Source organism: Streptomyces sp. NBC_00872 (assembly GCF_045161915.1).
GTDB lineage: Bacteria > Actinomycetota > Actinomycetes > Streptomycetales > Streptomycetaceae > Streptomyces.
The window spans coordinates 5,864,882-5,880,813 of record NZ_CP108806.1; the positions used below are offsets into that span (position 1 = coordinate 5,864,882).

The 15,932-nt window shown below is 70.0% G+C and carries 16 protein-coding genes and 1 tRNA gene; 10 read left to right on the forward strand and 7 right to left on the reverse strand.

Annotation, left to right across the window (positions count from 1 at the left end):
- Nucleotides 1-91 precede the first annotated feature (91 nt).
- The 4 genes from OG214_RS25205 to rdgB all read left to right on the forward strand — a co-directional run bounded on the left by OG214_RS25205 (nt 92) and on the right by rdgB (nt 2,508).
- Nucleotides 92-433: a PTS glucose/sucrose transporter subunit IIB gene (locus OG214_RS25205; protein WP_363085222.1), complete on the forward strand. Its 342-nt coding sequence runs from the start codon at nt 92-94 to the stop codon at nt 431-433.
- Nucleotides 434-534: 101 nt separating this feature from the next.
- Nucleotides 535-1,266, forward strand: a complete 732-nt coding sequence (rph, locus tag OG214_RS25210; RefSeq protein WP_363085223.1) for a ribonuclease PH — start codon at nt 535-537, stop codon at nt 1,264-1,266.
- Nucleotides 1,267-1,479: 213 nt separating this feature from the next.
- Nucleotides 1,480-1,872 carry a hypothetical protein gene (locus OG214_RS25215; protein WP_363085224.1) on the forward strand — a complete coding sequence of 131 codons (393 nt, stop codon included), beginning with the start codon at nt 1,480-1,482 and terminating at the stop codon, nt 1,870-1,872.
- A gap of 33 nt (nt 1,873-1,905) precedes the next feature.
- On the forward strand, nt 1,906-2,508 hold the full coding sequence (gene rdgB, locus OG214_RS25220) for an RdgB/HAM1 family non-canonical purine NTP pyrophosphatase (RefSeq protein WP_405986026.1): 603 nt from the start codon (nt 1,906-1,908) through the stop codon (nt 2,506-2,508).
- A gap of 45 nt (nt 2,509-2,553) precedes the next feature.
- Here the strand turns inward: rdgB and OG214_RS25225 are convergent.
- The 5 genes from OG214_RS25225 to bcp all read right to left on the reverse strand — a co-directional run bounded on the left by OG214_RS25225 (nt 2,554) and on the right by bcp (nt 6,380).
- Nucleotides 2,554-2,635, reverse strand: a tRNA-Leu gene (locus tag OG214_RS25225).
- A gap of 52 nt (nt 2,636-2,687) precedes the next feature.
- The gene (locus OG214_RS25230) at nt 2,688-3,365 is read right to left on the reverse strand and encodes an HNH endonuclease (protein ID WP_405986027.1); all 678 of its coding nucleotides are present in this window, start codon (nt 3,363-3,365) and stop codon (nt 2,688-2,690) included.
- On the reverse strand, nt 3,362-4,021 hold the full coding sequence (locus tag OG214_RS25235; RefSeq protein ID WP_405986028.1) for an HNH endonuclease signature motif containing protein: 660 nt from the start codon (nt 4,019-4,021) through the stop codon (nt 3,362-3,364). The genes OG214_RS25230 and OG214_RS25235 overlap by 4 nt, the downstream gene beginning before the upstream one ends.
- A gap of 168 nt (nt 4,022-4,189) precedes the next feature.
- The gene (locus tag OG214_RS25240; RefSeq protein WP_405986029.1) at nt 4,190-5,749 is read right to left on the reverse strand and encodes an MFS transporter; all 1,560 of its coding nucleotides are present in this window, start codon (nt 5,747-5,749) and stop codon (nt 4,190-4,192) included.
- 163 nt (nt 5,750-5,912) lie between these two features.
- Complete coding sequence (gene bcp / locus OG214_RS25245) at nt 5,913-6,380, reverse strand: thioredoxin-dependent thiol peroxidase (RefSeq protein WP_363083885.1); 468 nt, start codon at nt 6,378-6,380, stop codon at nt 5,913-5,915.
- Nucleotides 6,381-6,528: 148 nt separating this feature from the next.
- On the opposite strand from bcp, the gene OG214_RS25250 reads away from it, so the two are divergent.
- Both OG214_RS25250 and OG214_RS25255 read left to right on the forward strand, forming a co-directional pair.
- On the forward strand, nt 6,529-6,849 hold the full coding sequence (locus OG214_RS25250; RefSeq protein WP_363083886.1) for a DUF3618 domain-containing protein: 321 nt from the start codon (nt 6,529-6,531) through the stop codon (nt 6,847-6,849).
- Between the two features lie 206 nt (nt 6,850-7,055).
- A complete protein-coding gene (locus OG214_RS25255; protein ID WP_046506547.1) occupies nt 7,056-7,358 on the forward strand; it encodes a co-chaperone GroES in 303 nt (100 codons plus the stop codon).
- 103 nt (nt 7,359-7,461) lie between these two features.
- On the opposite strand, the gene OG214_RS25260 is transcribed toward OG214_RS25255, so the two are convergent.
- Nucleotides 7,462-10,131: a transglycosylase domain-containing protein gene (locus OG214_RS25260; RefSeq protein ID WP_405986030.1), complete on the reverse strand. Its 2,670-nt coding sequence runs from the start codon at nt 10,129-10,131 to the stop codon at nt 7,462-7,464.
- A gap of 410 nt (nt 10,132-10,541) precedes the next feature.
- Between OG214_RS25260 and OG214_RS25265 the strand changes: the two genes are divergently transcribed.
- The 4 genes from OG214_RS25265 (at nt 10,542) to OG214_RS25280 (ending at nt 14,187) form a co-directional block, all read left to right on the forward strand.
- Nucleotides 10,542-11,342 carry an ABC transporter permease gene (locus OG214_RS25265; protein ID WP_405987613.1) on the forward strand — a complete coding sequence of 267 codons (801 nt, stop codon included), beginning with the start codon at nt 10,542-10,544 and terminating at the stop codon, nt 11,340-11,342.
- A gap of 94 nt (nt 11,343-11,436) precedes the next feature.
- Nucleotides 11,437-12,267, forward strand: a complete 831-nt coding sequence (locus tag OG214_RS25270; RefSeq protein WP_405987614.1) for an ABC transporter permease — start codon at nt 11,437-11,439, stop codon at nt 12,265-12,267.
- 155 nt (nt 12,268-12,422) lie between these two features.
- Nucleotides 12,423-13,415 carry an ATP-binding cassette domain-containing protein gene (locus OG214_RS25275; protein WP_405986031.1) on the forward strand — a complete coding sequence of 331 codons (993 nt, stop codon included), beginning with the start codon at nt 12,423-12,425 and terminating at the stop codon, nt 13,413-13,415.
- A 31-nt stretch (nt 13,416-13,446) separates the two neighbouring features.
- Entirely contained in the window at nt 13,447-14,187 is a 741-nt protein-coding gene (locus tag OG214_RS25280) for a DUF1707 domain-containing protein (RefSeq protein WP_405986032.1), read from the forward strand.
- 244 nt (nt 14,188-14,431) lie between these two features.
- Here the strand turns inward: OG214_RS25280 and OG214_RS25285 are convergent, their stop codons facing one another.
- Nucleotides 14,432-15,832 (reverse strand): SGNH/GDSL hydrolase family protein, encoded by a 1,401-nt coding sequence (locus tag OG214_RS25285; RefSeq protein WP_405986033.1) that lies wholly within the window; start codon nt 15,830-15,832, stop codon nt 14,432-14,434.
- Nucleotides 15,833-15,932 lie beyond the last annotated feature (100 nt).

Sequence of the window (15,932 nt, forward strand, 5' to 3'; positions counted from 1 at the left end):
AGACCAGTCGCGATAGGCTTCCGGAACCGGCCTCGGGCAGGGTGCCGGTGATCGTCATCATTGGGTACGCGGTGAAGGTGCGCCCGCGAAGATGGTCCAACTGTGCGTTACCGTGACGAAACGGAACGGGCGCGGCGGAGCGGACCGACCGGAGACGAGCCGGAGCTTTTCGACCGTCACGACAGTCAGGGAGAGAGATATGGCCACCAAGGCGGAGAAGATCGTCGCCGGACTCGGCGGACTCGACAACATCGAGGAGATCGAAGGCTGCATCACCCGCCTCCGCACCGAGGTCGTCGACCCCGACCTCGTCGACGAGACCGCGCTCAAGGCCGCGGGAGCCCATGGAGTCGTCAAGATGGGCACCGCGATCCAGGTGGTCATCGGCACGGACGCGGACCCCATCGCGGCCGACATCGAAGACATGATGTGAAGCGCTTCCCGCTCCGGGGGACGGATCCACCGCCGGGCGCCCACCAGGCCCGACGATGAACCGGGACCCCGGGGGAAAGCGCGTGCCGATAGGCTCGCGGCATGTCACGAATCGACGGCCGCACCCCCGAACAGCTCCGTCCCGTCACCATCGAACGCGGATGGAGCAAGCACGCCGAGGGCTCCGTCCTCATCTCCTTCGGTGACACCAGGGTCTTCTGCACCGCCTCGGTCACCGAAGGCGTCCCGCGCTGGCGCAAGGGCAGCGGCGAAGGCTGGGTCACCGCCGAGTACTCGATGCTCCCCCGCTCCACCAACACCCGCGGCGACCGCGAATCCGTACGCGGCAAGATCGGCGGCCGTACCCACGAGATCAGCCGCCTCATCGGCCGCTCGCTGCGCGCCGTGATCGACTACAAGGCGCTCGGCGAGAACACCATCGTCCTCGACTGCGATGTCCTCCAGGCCGACGGCGGCACCCGCACCGCGGCGATCACCGGCGCGTATGTCGCACTCGCCGACGCCGTCGCCTGGGCCCAGGGCAAGAAGATCATCAAGCCCGCCCGGCGCCCCCTCACCGGCACGGTCGCCGCCGTCAGCGTGGGCATCGTCGACGGCGCGCCCCTCCTCGACCTCTGCTACGAGGAGGACGTCCGCGCCGAGACCGACATGAACGTCGTCTGCACCGGCGACGGCCGCTTCGTGGAGGTCCAGGGCACCGCCGAGGCCGAGCCCTTCGACCGCAAGGAACTCAACGCCCTCCTCGACCTAGCCACCGCGGGCTGCACCGACCTGGCGGCACTCCAGCTCTCGGCCCTGGAACAGACCCTGTAAGCAGCGTCCACGGGGGCGGCGGGCCACATCCACGGGGGCGGGCGGGCCGCGTCCGCGAGGGCGGCGGGCGCGGCCGGTGCCAGCTCCGGTACGCGCCGGTGCCAACTCCGGTACGCGGAAGGGCAACCGGGAGGACCCGCGGCGCGTCTCCCAGCGCACGGGCCCACGGACCGAACCGTGCGCCCGCCCGCACCCTGGGGAGGAACCCGCGCCATGCCCGCGCCCATACGCCGACGCCGTATCACCCTGGCCCTCGCCGCCGCAGCCCTGGCCCTGCCGCTCACCGCCGGCTGCGGAGCCCTCGACAAGGCGATGGACTGCGTGGCTGCCGCCGACGCCATCGCCGGCAGCGTCAGCAATCTGGAACAGGCCGTCTCCAACGTCGGGGACAACCCGCTCAAGGTCGACGAGGCCCTCGACGACATCGACGCCGAGCTCGACAGCCTCAAGGACAAGACAGACAACGCCGACCTCGGCAAGGCCGTCGGCGACCTCGGCAAGGGGGTCGACAGCGTCCGCACGGCCATCGAGAACGGCGACAACACCCCCGACCTCACGCCCGTCTCCGATGCGGCGGCCGAGATCGGCAACATCTGCACCCCGTGACGGACACTCCGCACGGGACCGGATACTGAGGGCATGACCCGTCTCATCCTCGCCACCCGGAACGCCGGGAAACTCACCGAACTCCGGGCCATCCTCGCCGACGCGGGTCTGCCCCACGACCTCGTCGGCGCGGACGCGTACCCCGGCGTCCCCGATGTCAAGGAGACCGGCGTCACCTTCGCCGAGAACGCGCTCCTCAAGGCCCACGCCCTCGCCGACACCACCGGCCTCCCCGCCGTCGCCGACGACTCCGGCCTCTGTGTCGACGTCCTCGGCGGCGCGCCCGGCATCTTCTCCGCCCGCTGGGCGGGCACCCACGGCGACGACACGGCGAACCTGAACCTGCTGCTCGCCCAGCTCTCCGACATCGATGCCCCCCACCGCGCGGCCCACTTCGCCTGCGCGGCAGCCCTGGCCCTCCCGGACGGCACGGAACGCGTCGTGGAGGGCCGCCTCCCCGGCACCCTCCGTACCTCCCCCACCGGCACAGGCGGCTTCGGCTACGACCCGATCCTCCAGCCCGACGGCGACACCCGCACCTGCGCGGAACTGACCCCCGCCGAAAAGAACGCGATCAGCCACCGAGGCCAGGCCTTCCGCGCCCTGGTCCCGGCGATCCGTGAACTGCTGGGCTGACATCCAAGAGGGCCGCTCACAGGTTGTGAGCGGCCCTCTACCAGGTGCGGCCGGTGGGACTCGAACCCACATGGGCGAACCCAGAGGCACCTAAAGCCCCCGCTTATTCCAATTCAGCAACGGCCGCCAGCCATTGTCATGATAGCGGGCCGGTGCCTGGGCGGGCATGTGAGCGTGGCCTAAGTCCGCTTTTCACCCCTCTCCCGGCGGGCACCGCCCCGGCACCAGGTGGTCGTGATCGCGTGGCAGTTGGGGCACAGCAGCCGGAGGTTCTCCCGACGGTCATCGCTCCAGTCGCCGTTGATGTGATCGACCTCCAGTGTCATGGGCCTGCCCTGCCAAGCGGGACCGGTTCCGCATTCGCCGCACTGGTACGGAACGCCGATCTCATCGAGTGCCCGGCGTAACTGAACGGATCTGGTGCGCCGCCCACCGCCGTGTTTGACGAGTATGCGGTCTGCCGTTTTCGGCGGGGTCGTGCCCGGCTTTCCTCGTTGGTGTGCCTGGCCCAGGAAATGTGACGTCGAGATACCTTCCGCCGTCGTCCACTCGCGCAGCATGGCTCGCTGGGTGCCGTTGTCGGGTCGGCCGAGCCGCCGCAGTGTCTCGGCAATGGAGAGCGAATGGGCGACGGCTTCGCGAAGTGCGCCGATCTCGGGCCGCGTTCCTGTCGTGAAGCCGCCGCATTGGCGGAAGTGCGAGATATCTATCTCGAAGTGGGCGAAGCGGCGCAACAAGTACCGCTTGAGGTGGCCGTAACGGCGTGTGCCGAAGAAAGCGATCACCTCGTTGATGTCGCCGCATCGAGCCGCGGCTTCCGTCAGCCGCTCGCGTGTGTATCGCTGGACGTCGCTCACCGGCCATCGGCCCCGATGGGTGACGGTTGGCTCGCCGCTGCTCGACGGGCCTTGCCGCGGCCACGGTAAGTGTCCGTAGTCGAATGGCAGTTGGGACACAGGATCCGGAGATTCTCGACGCGGTTGTTGCGCCAGTTCCCGTCGAGGTGGTCCACCTCGAGGGGGAGCGGGTGCCCGCGCCATCGTGCCGCGCAGCCGCAGAGCGCACAGCGCTCTTCCACGCCGAGTCCGAGCAGCGCTCGCTTCAGCTGCGAACTGGGGGTACGGCGCGCCTGTGCCGAGTTTTCCTCGACCAGGATCTCCGCGGGTGACCGACGGCGCCGGTTGCCGCGCATGTTCTCTTTGCGTACCTGCGGCGTGAAGTGCGAGGTGTCGATACCCAGGGCTTTGACCCGGCGACTGATGTGAGTGTGCTGACCGCCTACGAGTTCAACGCCGAGACGGCGTAGCACTTCGTGCATATTCGTCGAGGCCGTGACAGCGGATTCGAGGATCTCCCTGGTCCACCGGGCGGCTTCGCGTTCGAAGTGCGAGGTGTCGACATCCAGCTTCTTCATCCGCTCGGATATGTACTTGCGTCGCGACGCATGCTTCGGATCGACCCCGAGCTTCGTCAGTGCCTCCGACAGTGTTTTTGACGAACGTGCCGCCTCCATGAGGCGCTCTCGTGTGTACGGGCTCACCGGCACGGTGGTTCGTTCCCCTCTGTCCGGCCGCGCGTTCGCGGCGTCGTACTGACCAACGAACCGGATATCGGATGGTCACGTCCGGAAAACGGAACGGCCCGCACCGGGGCGGGCGATGCGGGGTGAAGGGGGTGTGGGTCAGAACTCGCGCCGCGGGGGCCGGGCTTGGGGCAGGGCCAGGGCTTCCGCCTCCGTCGCCACCGACGGAGGCGAGCCCGGCAGCGGGCTTCGGGACGTCTCCTTCATCAGGGTCACCGCCACCACCCCGACCAGCGCCGCCGCCATCGCGTAGTACGCCGGCGTCAGATTGCTGCCGGTGAGACCGATCAGGGCCGTGATCACCAGCGGGGTCGTACCGCCGAAGAGGGATACGGAGACGTTGTAGCCCACGGAGAGCGCGCCGTAGCGGACCTCCGTCGGGAACAGGGCCGGGAGCACCGCCGACATCGTGCCGAGCAGGCAGACCAGCGACAGGCCCAGCATCAGCACGCCCGCGGTGATCGCCGGGACGCTGCCCTGGCCGATCAGGACGAAGGCCGGAAGCGAGAGGAAGAAGAAGCCGAGCATGCCCGTCATCAGCAGCGGCTTGCGGCCGAAGCGGTCACTGAGCACGCCGATCCGGTTGATGATCAGCAGCAGGAACGCCATCACGCCCAGCAGGATGAGCAGTCCATGGGTGTTGCTGTAGCCCAGCTCGTCGGAGAGATACGTCGGCATGTACGACAGGAGCATGTAGTCCGTGACGTTGTACGCGCCGACCAGCGCCACGCACAGGATCAGCGTCCGCCAGTACCCCCGGAAGATCTTCGCCAGATCCCCCCGGGCTGTTGTCCCCGTACGGGCGGACGCCCGGTCCGGCGTCCGGTCCGGCGTTCGGTCCGCCGCCCCGCGTCCCGCCCCGTGCCCCGCCTCGCGCCCCGTCCCGCCCCCGGCCCGCGCCGCCCCGGCGGCCCCCGCGCTCCCCGACCGCAGCTCCCGGAACGCGGGCGTCTCGTCGAGCCGTAGCCGCAGATACAGACCGACCAGCCCCAGCGGGCCCGCGGCCAGGAACGGCACCCGCCATCCCCACGCCTCCATCGCGTCCGCTCCGGCCCAGGCGTGGAGCGCGGTGACCAGACCCGCCGCGCCGATGTATCCCGAGAGGGTGCCGAATTCCAGGAAGCTGCCGTAGTACCCCCGGCGCTTGTCGGGCGCGTACTCCGCGATGAACGTGGAAGCCCCGCCGTACTCGCCGCCGGTGGAGAACCCCTGGACCAGCCGGAAGAAGATCAGCAGGACCGGCGCCCAGAAGCCGATCGCCGCGTAGGAGGGGATCAGGCCGATGGCGAAGGTGCCGATCGCCATCATGATCATCGTCAGCGCGAGCACCTTCTTGCGCCCGATCCTGTCACCCATGGGGCCGAAGACCATGCCCCCGACCGGGCGTACGAGAAAGGCGACGGCGAAGGTCGCGAAGGACGAGAGCAACTGGACCGTGGAGCTCTCGGACGGGAAGAAGACATGTCCGAGCGTCGCCGCCAGATAGCTGTAGATGCCGAAGTCGAACCACTCCATGGCGTTGCCCAGCGCCGCGGCCCTGACGGCCCGTCCGACCGCGCGCTCGTCGGTGACGATGACGGTGGTGTCGGACCGGTGGCGCGGCGTGTGACCCGCGACCGCTTCGGCGTCGGCCTCCTCGTCGTGCTCGTGGCCGGCCATGGCGCGGATCCCTTCCTCGGGCAAACGTGTGCGAACGCGTCCAAGGAACCTTCCGCGCCGCCACAGCGATGGCAAACCGGGGTCCCACTCACGTGGGACCCCGGTCGGATGTCACGCGGTCCCGGTGCCGGATACCGTCAGATATCGAGATCAGGCACCGGGATCAGATACCGAGATCCTTGATGATCTTCGCCACATGGCCGGTCGCCCGCACGTTGTAGAACGCGTGCTCGACCTTGCCCTCCTCGTCGACGACGATCGTGGAGCGGATCACGCCGGTCACGGTCCTGCCGTACGACTGCTTCTCGCCGAAGGCCCCGTAGCTCTCCAGAATCCCCTTGGCCGGATCCCCGACCAGCGTGACCTTGAGGTTCTCCTTCTCACGGAACTTCGCCAGCTTCTCCGGCTTGTCGGGTGACACCCCGATCACGTCGTACCCGGCGTCGGCCAGCAGACCGAGGTTGTCCGTGAAGTCGCAGGCCTGCTTGGTGCAGCCGGGGGTGAGGGCGGCGGGATAGAAGTAGACGATGACCTTGCGGCCCTTGTGGTCCGCGAGCGAGACGTCGTTGCCGTCCGCGTCGGGCAGGGTGAAGGCGGGGGCGGTGTCGCCGGGCTTGAGTCGCTCGCTCATGGTTCTCCTCGATGGAGGTCGGGTGTACGTGGCCGAGCGTAATCGGGGGTGCCGTCGGGTGCGGCGACGGCGAAGCTGACAGACTGTCGAGGAAGTACTGCTGAAGTACTGACGAAGGACTACCGGACACGACGACGGAGGCAGCGCGGTGTCGGATTCCAGGACCCCGGCGCAGATCGAGGCGGACATCGTCCGCAGGCGCGGGCAGCTCGCCGAGACGCTGGACGAGATCGGGGTGCGGGTGCACCCGAAGACGATCGTCGGTGACGCGAAGGCCCGGGTGGTCTCCAGTGTGGATCACACGGCCGGACGCGCGTTCGTCGCCGTGAACAGGGTGGTGTCGGGGGCACGGGCCCCGTTCATCGGACTGGACGGCGGACCACGGCTGGAGCGGCTGGTCCCGGTGGCGCTGATCGCCGTCGGGGTCGTGGGTCTGCTCGCGGTGTCGATGCGGCGGCGCAAGGACTGACGGCGCCGAGGCCCATGGCGCGGGGACGACGGCGCGGGGGCTGACGGCGCGGGACACCGACGGGTCCGGGCCCGGCAGGGCCGGACGGGGTCCGCGGCCGGTGTACGGCTTGCTTACCCCTATGGCGTACGGCACGGACGTAAGCAGGTAGGTTCTGGGTTGTGAGCGAGAACCCCCGCAACCAGCACGACAAACTGCCCATCCGTATGCTCCATGACCGTGTCCTGGTCAGAACGGACATCCCGGAGGGCGAACGGCGCTCGTCCGGCGGCATCGTCATTCCCGCGACAGCGGCGGTCGGCCGGCGGCTGGCCTGGGCCGAGGTGGTGGCCGTGGGGCAGAACGTACGGACGGTGGAGCCGGGGGACCGGGTGCTGTACGACCCCGAGGACCGGGCCGAGGTCGAGGTGCGCGGGGTGGCGTACGTACTGATGCGGGAGCGCGATCTGCACGCGGTCGCCGCCGACCGGTTCGAGGGTTCCGAGGACTCCACCGGGCTCTATCTGTAGTCGGTCACCGGCCATCGGCCGCCGGTCGCCGTCCCCCGCTCCAGGCCGTCCCCGCGACGGGTCGGGGCGACGCCGGGCCGGGGCGACGCCGGTCGGCACCCGGTCATCCGTCCAGAGCGGCGAGTCTTCCGCGGTCCGGGCGGCCGCCCGTCTCCCGCCCCGAGCCGTTCGCTTCCTCGCGACGGACTCCTCCGCGGCGGGCTCCCCTGCGGCGGGCCTCTCCGCGACCGGTTCCTTCTCCGCCGGTCCCTCCGCCGCCAGCTCCTCCGCCGCCGGCGCGTCGGCCCCGGGCGCCGCGCCCGATGACGCCTTGGGTCGTGCCGATGTCGGCGGTTCCGTCGCTGGAGCCGACGCCTCCCGGGACGGAACCGCCGCTCACACCGTGCAGCTGCGACGACTGCCCCTGTGCTGCCTGAGCCTGCCCCTGGAACTGTCCCTGGCCCGGTGTCCGGCCCGTACGGTCCGGGCGCGCCTGGGACCCCTGGTGCCCTCCCGTGACAGGGGCGCCGCCACCGTTTCCGCCCGTCGGGCCATGGGCCGGGACTCCGGGCCGGGCGACGGACCAGTCCTCCGACTGCCCCGGTGACTCCGGCTCCTGCCCCTGCTCCCCGTCGCCGTCCCCGGAACCGGACCCGTCCCCCTCCGGCCGGTCCCCGATGTCGCCCGGCGCTCCGCCGCCGAATTCGCCGAACGGATCGGACCCGTCCTCCGGGGAGAACATCTCCTCGGCGCCGTTGTCCAGCCGCAGGTCGAAGTCCTCGCTCTGGGTGTCCCTGAGGGCGGTGGCCGTGAACCGGCCCCAGATCTCCGCCGGCGGTCCGCCGCCGTTGATACGGTCCTGGCCCAGCGCCCCGTACAGCGGTCTCTGCGCCGCGGTCTTGGGATCGGCGCCCATCATCGCGACGACCGTGGCCAGGTCCGGGGTGTAGCCGGCGAACCAGGCCGCCTTGTCGTCCTCCGCCGTGCCCGTCTTGCCCGCGGCGGGACGGCCCGCCGAGAGGGCCGCGGTGCCCGTGCCGCCCTCGACGACTCCGCGCAGCACCGCGGTGGTGGTGTCGGCGGCCTCGCGGCTGATGACCTGCCGGGGTTCCTGGTGGGGCAGATCGATCTTCGTACCGTTTCTGCTGATCTTCTGGACCAGTGTGTAGGTGCCGTGTCTGCCGTGGTTGGCGAGCGTCGCGTACGCCTTCGCCATGTCGAGCACGCTGGCGCTGGCCGGGCCGAGCGCGATGGAGGGGGAGGCCCTCAGATCGGGCGTGTTGCTGGGCAGACCGAGGGCGATGGCGGTGTTTCTGACGGTGGCGGGGCCGATGTCCTGGGCGAGTTGCGCGTAGACGGCGTTGACGGACTTGTCGGTGGCCTCGCGGAGTGAGACGGGACCGTAGTTGATGTGGTCCTCGTTCGCCGGGGCGTAGCCGGTGGGCCCGTCCACGCCCTCGACCATGCGCTCGTTGTTGCCGTCGTAGACGGTGTTGGGGGTGATGGGCTCCCCGTACCGGGTCCGGGAGTTGTTCTCGACGGCGGCGGCGAGGACGAAGGGTTTGAAGGTGGAGCCGACCTGGTAGTCGCGGCGGGTGGCGTTGTTGACGTACTGCTTGGTGTAGTCGATCCCGCCGTACATGGCGACGACCTTGCCGGTCGCGGGGTCGATGGAGACGCCTCCGACGCGGACGTTGCGGTCGGCGGCGCGGCCGGTGTCGAGACGGCTGAGGACGATGTCCTGGACGGCCTCGCCGAAGGCGTCCTGCTTCTCCCGCTCCAGCGTGGTGGTGATGCGATGGCCGCCGGCGGCCAGGGTGCGCTCGTCGATGATCTTGTTGCTGACGAGATAGTCCTCGACGGCCTGGACGACATAGCCGCGCTGTCCGGAGAGCCCGCTGTTGGAGGTCCTGACCTCGTTGGGTACGGGGAAGGCGAGCGTGGCCCGGACGGCCGGGGTGAGCCAGCGCTCTTTGACCATGCCGTCGAGGACATAGTTCCAGCGGGCCTCCGCCGCCGGCCGGTTCTCCGGGTGGACGACGACGTCGAAGTCGCTGGGCGCGTTGAGCAGCGAGGCCAGATAGGCGCCCTCGGCGAGGTTGACGTCCTCGATCTCCTTGCCGTAGTAGGCCTGGGCGGCGGCCTGGATGCCGTACGCGTTGCGGCCGAAGTAGCTGGTGTTGAGATACCCCTGGAGGATGGTCTTCTTGCTCTCCTCGCGGTTGAGCTTGATGGCGATGAAGAGTTCCTTGGCCTTGCGTACGACGGTCTGTTCCTGGCCGAGGTAGTAGTTCTTGACGTACTGCTGGGTGATGGTGGAGCCGCCCTGGGTGCCCTTGCCGGTGACGGTGTTCCAGACGGCGCGGACCATGCCCTGGGGATTGACGGCGGGGTCGCTGTAGAAGCCGCGGTCCTCGGCGGCCAGTACGGCTCGCTGGACGGCCCTGGGCACCTGGGCGAGCCGGATGTTCTCGCGGTTGATCTCGCCGTCGCGGGCGATCTGGGTGCCGTCCGCGTACAGATACAGATTGGACTGGAGGGTGGCCGCGGTGTTGGCGGCCGGGATGCCGACGAGGTGGTATCCGGCGATCAGGCCGCCCCCGAGGAGCAGCGTGCCGAACAGGAGAGTGCCCAGCAGCGTCCGCCGGGTGGGGACGAGTCTGCGCAGGCCGGTACGGCGGGGACGGTCCTTTTCCCGGCTCTTCTTCCGTGGTGCCGGGAAGCGGGAGATCGTGGGGGCGGGGGCCGAGGGGTCCCGGGGGGCCCAGCCCTGCCGCTGTGACACGTCTGACACGTTTGACACGTCTGACACATCGCTCATAAGTGTGGAGACTCCTCGGCCGCGGCCGGGGGATTCGCCCTCTCCGGCATAACGGTGTCGTATCAGGCGATTCACGGCGCAGCCCCGAGAAACGCTGTGCGGCCCCATGAAGCCCCCTGAAACAGGGCCAGAACGGCTGAGCGCCGTTGGCCCGTCAGCGGGTCCCGCACCAACTCGATAACCGGTCGCGACGGCTGATCCCGGTGGACTAGGGTCGTGCGCTTTGGTGCCGGGTGCGGGGCGCCGGGCGCGGGGGCGCCCCGGGCCGGTGCCGGGTGCCGCCACTAGGGCCGGTGCGGACCAGCACAAACCGGTACAGGTCGTTACGGGCCGGTACGGACCGGCGCGGACCGGCGCGGACGATACGAGGGAGCTGAGGTGTGGTGCGGCTGTATGCCGTGGTGGCCGTGGGTGGGTTCCGGCGCTATGCCACGTATCGCGTGGCGACCTTGGCGGGAGTGTTCACCAATACGGTCTTCGGCTTCATCGTGGCGTACACCTATATCGCGCTCTGGGACGAGCGCCCGGGGCTCGGTGGTTACGGCCTCTCCCAGGCCGTCACCTATGTGTGGCTCGGTCAGGCGCTGCTGATGACCTGCGCCATGATGGGCGGCGGTTTCGAGGACGAGCTGATCGAGCGGATCCGTACGGGTGACATCGCCGTCGATCTCTACCGGCCCGCCGATCTCCAGCTGTGGTGGTTGGCCGGGGATCTCGGCCGCGCCGCGTTCCATCTGCTGGGGCGCGGGATCGTACCGATGGTGCTCGGCTCGTTCGCCTTCGAACTGGCGCTCCCCACCGATCCGCTGATCTGGCCGGCGTTCCTTCTCGCCGTGCTGCTCGGGGTCGTGGTCAGCTTCGCGATCCGCTTTCTTGTCGCGCTCTCGGCGTTCTGGCTGATGGACGGGGCCGGGGTGGCCCAGATGGCGATGCTGGCCGGGATGTTCTTCTCCGGGCTGCTGCTGCCCCTCAATGTCTTCCCCGGTCTGCTGGGCGAGGTGGCGCGGGCGCTGCCCTGGTCCTCGCTGCTCCAGGTCCCGGCGGATGTCTTCCTCGGCGTGCACACCGGATGGGATCTGGTCTGGGCGTACGCGTTCCAGGCGGGCTGGGCGCTGGCGCTGCTGGCGGTGGGGCGGCTGCTCCAGTCCGTCGCGACACGGAGGGTGGTGGTCCAGGGTGGCTGACGAAGCGGCCACGCAGGCGTCGGCGGAGGCGTCTGCGGAAACGTCCGCGCGGGCATGTGAGCAGGCGTCTGCGGAAACGTCTGCGGAACGGTGGATTCCGCGGCTCTCACGGCGGGCCGCCCTGCGGGACGGCCTCCGGGCGTACGGCCTGATCGTCGCGATGTGGATGCGTTCCACGATGGCGTACCGCGCGTCCTTCGCGATGACGGCGTTCGGGAACTTCGCGGCGACCGCCTTCGACTTCGTCGCGATCCTGCTGATGTTCGCCCATGTGGACGCCCTGGGTGGCTACTCGCTGCCGGAGGTCGCCTTTCTGTACGGGACCTCCGCGACCGCCTTCGGCCTCGCCGATCTGCTGCTCGGCTCGATGGACCGGCTGGGCAGGCGGGTGCGTGACGGCACGCTCGACACGCTGCTGCTGCGGCCCGTACCCGTACTGGCGCAGGTGGCGGCGGACCGGTTCGCGCTGCGCCGGCTCGGCCGGGTCACCCAGGGGCTGCTGGTGCTGGTCTACGCCCTGGTGGCGCTGGACATCGACTGGACGCCGGTACGGGTGCTGATGCTGCCGATGATGGTGGTGAGCGGCGCGGCCATCTTCTCGGCGGTGTTCGTGGCGGGCGCGGCGTTCCAGTTCTGGGCGCAGGACGCCGCCGAGGTGCAGAACTCGTTCACGTACGGCGGTACGACGCTGTTGCAGTACCCGCCCACGGTCTTCGGGAAGGACCTGGTGCGCGGGGTGACGTTCGTGGTGCCGCTGGCCTTCGTCAACTGGCTGCCGGCGCTGTATGTCCTGGGCCGCGAGGACCCGTTGGGGCTTCCGGACGCGGTCGCGTTCCTGCCGCCGGTGGTGGCGGGGGCGAGCTGCGCGCTGGCGGGCGTCGCGTGGCGGGCGGGGCTGCGTACGTACAGGAGTACGGGGAGCTAGGTGAGCTAGGTGAGCCAGGGGAGGTAGGGCCTGTCCTTCTGGGGCAGCTGGATCGGCTGGGTCAGCTGGGTCATTTGGATCGGGCCGATTTGAACCAGTCGGATCGGGGCGGATCGGGTCGGATCGGGGACCGGGTGGAGTGGAACGGAGCGTTGATGAGTACGAGTACGGAAGGCCTGGGCGGTGACCCGGACTTCATCGAGCTGGACGGCATCGAGAAAGTCTTCGACGTACGGCGCAGAGCGGGCCTGCTGCGCCGCGAGAAGCATCAGGTACGGGCCGTCGACGGCATCAGCTTCCGGGTGCCGCGCGGTGAGATGGTCGGCTACATCGGCCCGAACGGCGCGGGCAAGTCGACCACCATCAAGATGCTCACGGGCATTCTGACCCCGAGCGGCGGACGGCTGCGCGTCGCGGGCATCGATCCGTCCCGGGAGCGTACGCGGCTGGCGCAGCGTATCGGCGTGGTCTTCGGGCAGCGCACCACGCTCTGGTGGGATCTGCCGCTGATCGACTCGTACCAGCTGATGCACCGGATGTACCGCGTCCCCGACGCGCGGTTCCGGGTGAACCTGGAGCGGTGCGTCGAACTCCTCGATCTGGCCGCGCTGTTGGACGTACCCGTACGGCAGCTCTCGCTCGGCCAGCGGATGCGCGGCGATATCGCGGCGGCGCTGCTGCACGACCCCGAGGTGCTGTATCTGGACGAGCCGACCATCGGGCTCGATGTGGTGTCGAAGGCCAAGGTCAGGGAGTTCCTGCGGGACCTGAACGCGGAACGCGGCACGACCGTTCTGCTGACCACCCATGATCTGACGGATATCGAGCAGCTCTGCAAGCGGGTGATGGTCATCGACCACGGCCGGCTGCTGTACGACGGCGCGCTGGCCGGGCTGCACGAGGTCGGGGAGAGCGAGCGGACGCTCGTCGTCGATCTGGAGCGTGAGCTTCCGCCGGTCGAACTCCCCGGTGCGCGGACGGTCAGGGTGGAGGGGCCGCGGCAGTGGCTCTCCTTCCCCGCGACGGAGTCGGCGGCGCCGCTGGTCGCCCGGATAGCGGCGGAGTATCCGCTGGTCGATCTTTCGGTGCGGGAGCCGGACATCGAGGCGGTCATCGCGAAGATGTACGCCGATCGATCAGCTGTGTGACGCGGGCCCCGGCGGTGACTACTCTGCTGCCATGACGAGTGAACGGCCTGATCCAGGCCCCGGTTCCAGCCCTGGCTCCGGCGGCCCGGTTTCCGGCCCCGGTCCTGATACGCGTGCCTCCGATGCCGAGCGGGAGCAGATCGCGGAGCGGCTGCGCGAGGCCGTGGCCGAGGGCCGGCTCGACATGGAGGAGTTCGACGAGCGCCTGGAGGCGACGTACAAGGCGCGCACCCATGGCGAGTTGGCGCCACTGGTACGGGACCTGCCCGCGCCCGGTACGACGACGGACATGGCGCTCCCGTCCTCGTCGGGCGGCGGTGTGAGCGGCTGGTCGGACCGGATCGGCAAGGGGTCCGCCACGTCCAAGGGCGCCTTCGCGTTCTGGGGCGGATTCGGGCGCAAGGGCGCCTGGACGGTGGGCCGGACATTCACGGCGGTCGTCCTTCAGGCGGGTGGCGAGATCGATCTGCGCGAGGCGCGGTTCGAGGACCGTGATGTGGTGATCCGCTGTTTCACGATCATGGGCGGTGTCCGTGTCGTCGTGCCGCCGGACATGGATGTCGAGGTCAGGGGCTCCGGCTTCATGGGCGGCTTCGGCGAGTTGGGCGACGCCGAGGTGAGTCCCGGCTCGCCGCGGGTGATCGTCACCGGGTTCGCGCTGATGGGCGGGGTCGGGGTGGAGCGCAAGATCAGGGAGTCGGAGAAGCGCCGGCTCAAGGAGGAGCGGAAGCGGGAGCGGCTGGAGAAGAAGAGCCGCAAGGAACTGGACTGACCGGCGCACGTGGGCACTGGCGTACGTGGGCACCGGCGCTCGTGGGCGCTGGCGCTCTCGTGGGTACCGGCACACGTGGGCACTGGCGCTCTCGTGGGTACCGGCGCACGTGGGCGCTGTACGAGGCAGCGGTACGCGCCGGAGCCGGGCTCGTCCCCGTACGGCACGTAGGGCCGCCTGTACGTATCGGGCCGGGCTGGGCCGGGCGGCGGCCGGCCGTACGCCCCCAGGCCGACCCGTCGCCTCAGAGCCGGGCCCGGACCTGGCCGCCCTCCAGCGCCGCGAGATCGAGAGAGCGGCCCATCGCCTCGTAGCCCGCGTCGCTCGGGTGCAGACCGTCCCCTGAGTCGTACATCGGCCTGAGCCGGTCGGGCGCGTAAGGATCGCGCAGTACCCGGTCGAAATCCACGACGGCGTCGAAGACCCCGCCGTATCTGATCTCCTCGTTGACCCGCTCGCGTACGGACTCGGCGACGTCGCCGTATCCGCCGTACGCGCCGAAGGGCGCCAGCGTCGCCCCGATGACGCGTACCCCTTGGGCGTGCGCCTGCCGGGTCAGTTCCCTGAGCCCGGCCGTGACGGCGGCGGGGTCGGCGACACCGCCGCGCAGGATGTCGTTGACGCCGAGGTCGATGACGACGACCTTGACCCCGGCCCGGCCGAGGACATCCCGTCGGAAGCGGGAGAGCCCGCTCTCGCCGCAGCCGCGCCGCGACTGGTCGGCCAGGACCCGGTTTCCCCTGATGCCCTCGTTGAGCACGCCGATGTGCTGGTCGCGCAGCCGGGCGGCGAGCGTGTCGGGCCAGCGGTGGTTCGCGCCGTGGCGGGAGCCGTCGCCGTCGGTGATCGAGTCGCCGAGGACGACCACCGCGCCCGGCGAGTCGCGGTTGAGTACGTCGACGGCGGTGAGATAGCGCCAGAAGCCGGTCGGCTCGGTGTAGGCGGCGCCGTCGAGGTCCTCCGTACGGTCGCCATGGGCGAGGTACGAGGTCTGGAGCGCCAGCGGGTGGTAGGTGACCGGGCCGCCGGGCGCCGGGGTGTAGAGCGTGATCAGCAGATCGCCGTCGTACGGGACCGGCAGTTCCACCGGGTCGCTGACGATCTGCCCGCGTGGCGGCACGGTCACGGAGGGCTGCCGGGCGAAGGTCAGCTTCCGCATGGTGCCGGCGACGGCCTCCGCGCCGCTGTCGCTGTCGCCGCTGCTGCCGCTGCCGCTGCCGCTGTTTCCGGCTCCGTCCTTGCCGATGGCGATCGAGGCGTGGCCGATCAGCAGCGCGGTGGGGCTGTAGAGGTTGGAGAGGGTGACCCGGACACTGGTGCCGCCGATGCTGGTGTGTACGACGTTACGGATGGAGCGGCCGGGGTGGCCGGTCGATGCGCCTGGTTCGGCCCCGGCGGGGGCGGCGGCCCAGGTACCGGTCCAGGGGTCGCTGGAGACGGGCTCGGCGTTGCCGATGCGGATACGGTCCTGTGCGCCGGGTGCCCACCAGCCGTCGCCCTCGCCTCCGCCGCCCTTGCCCGTGCCCGTGCCTCCGCCCGTGCCGGCGCCGTCGAGCAGGGCGAACCCGCCGATGATGGCGCCGCATACCAGTGCCACCACCCCCATCAGCGCCCCGAGCGGCCCCCATGCGCGGAGTCTCGCCATGCCTCGGTGTCCCCTCGTGTTCTCCTGGCACCTCGCCCGGTTTCCGGTGTACGTCGGCGCAGAAGACATCATCCGGTATCGCGATCTGATAGCGCGCGGG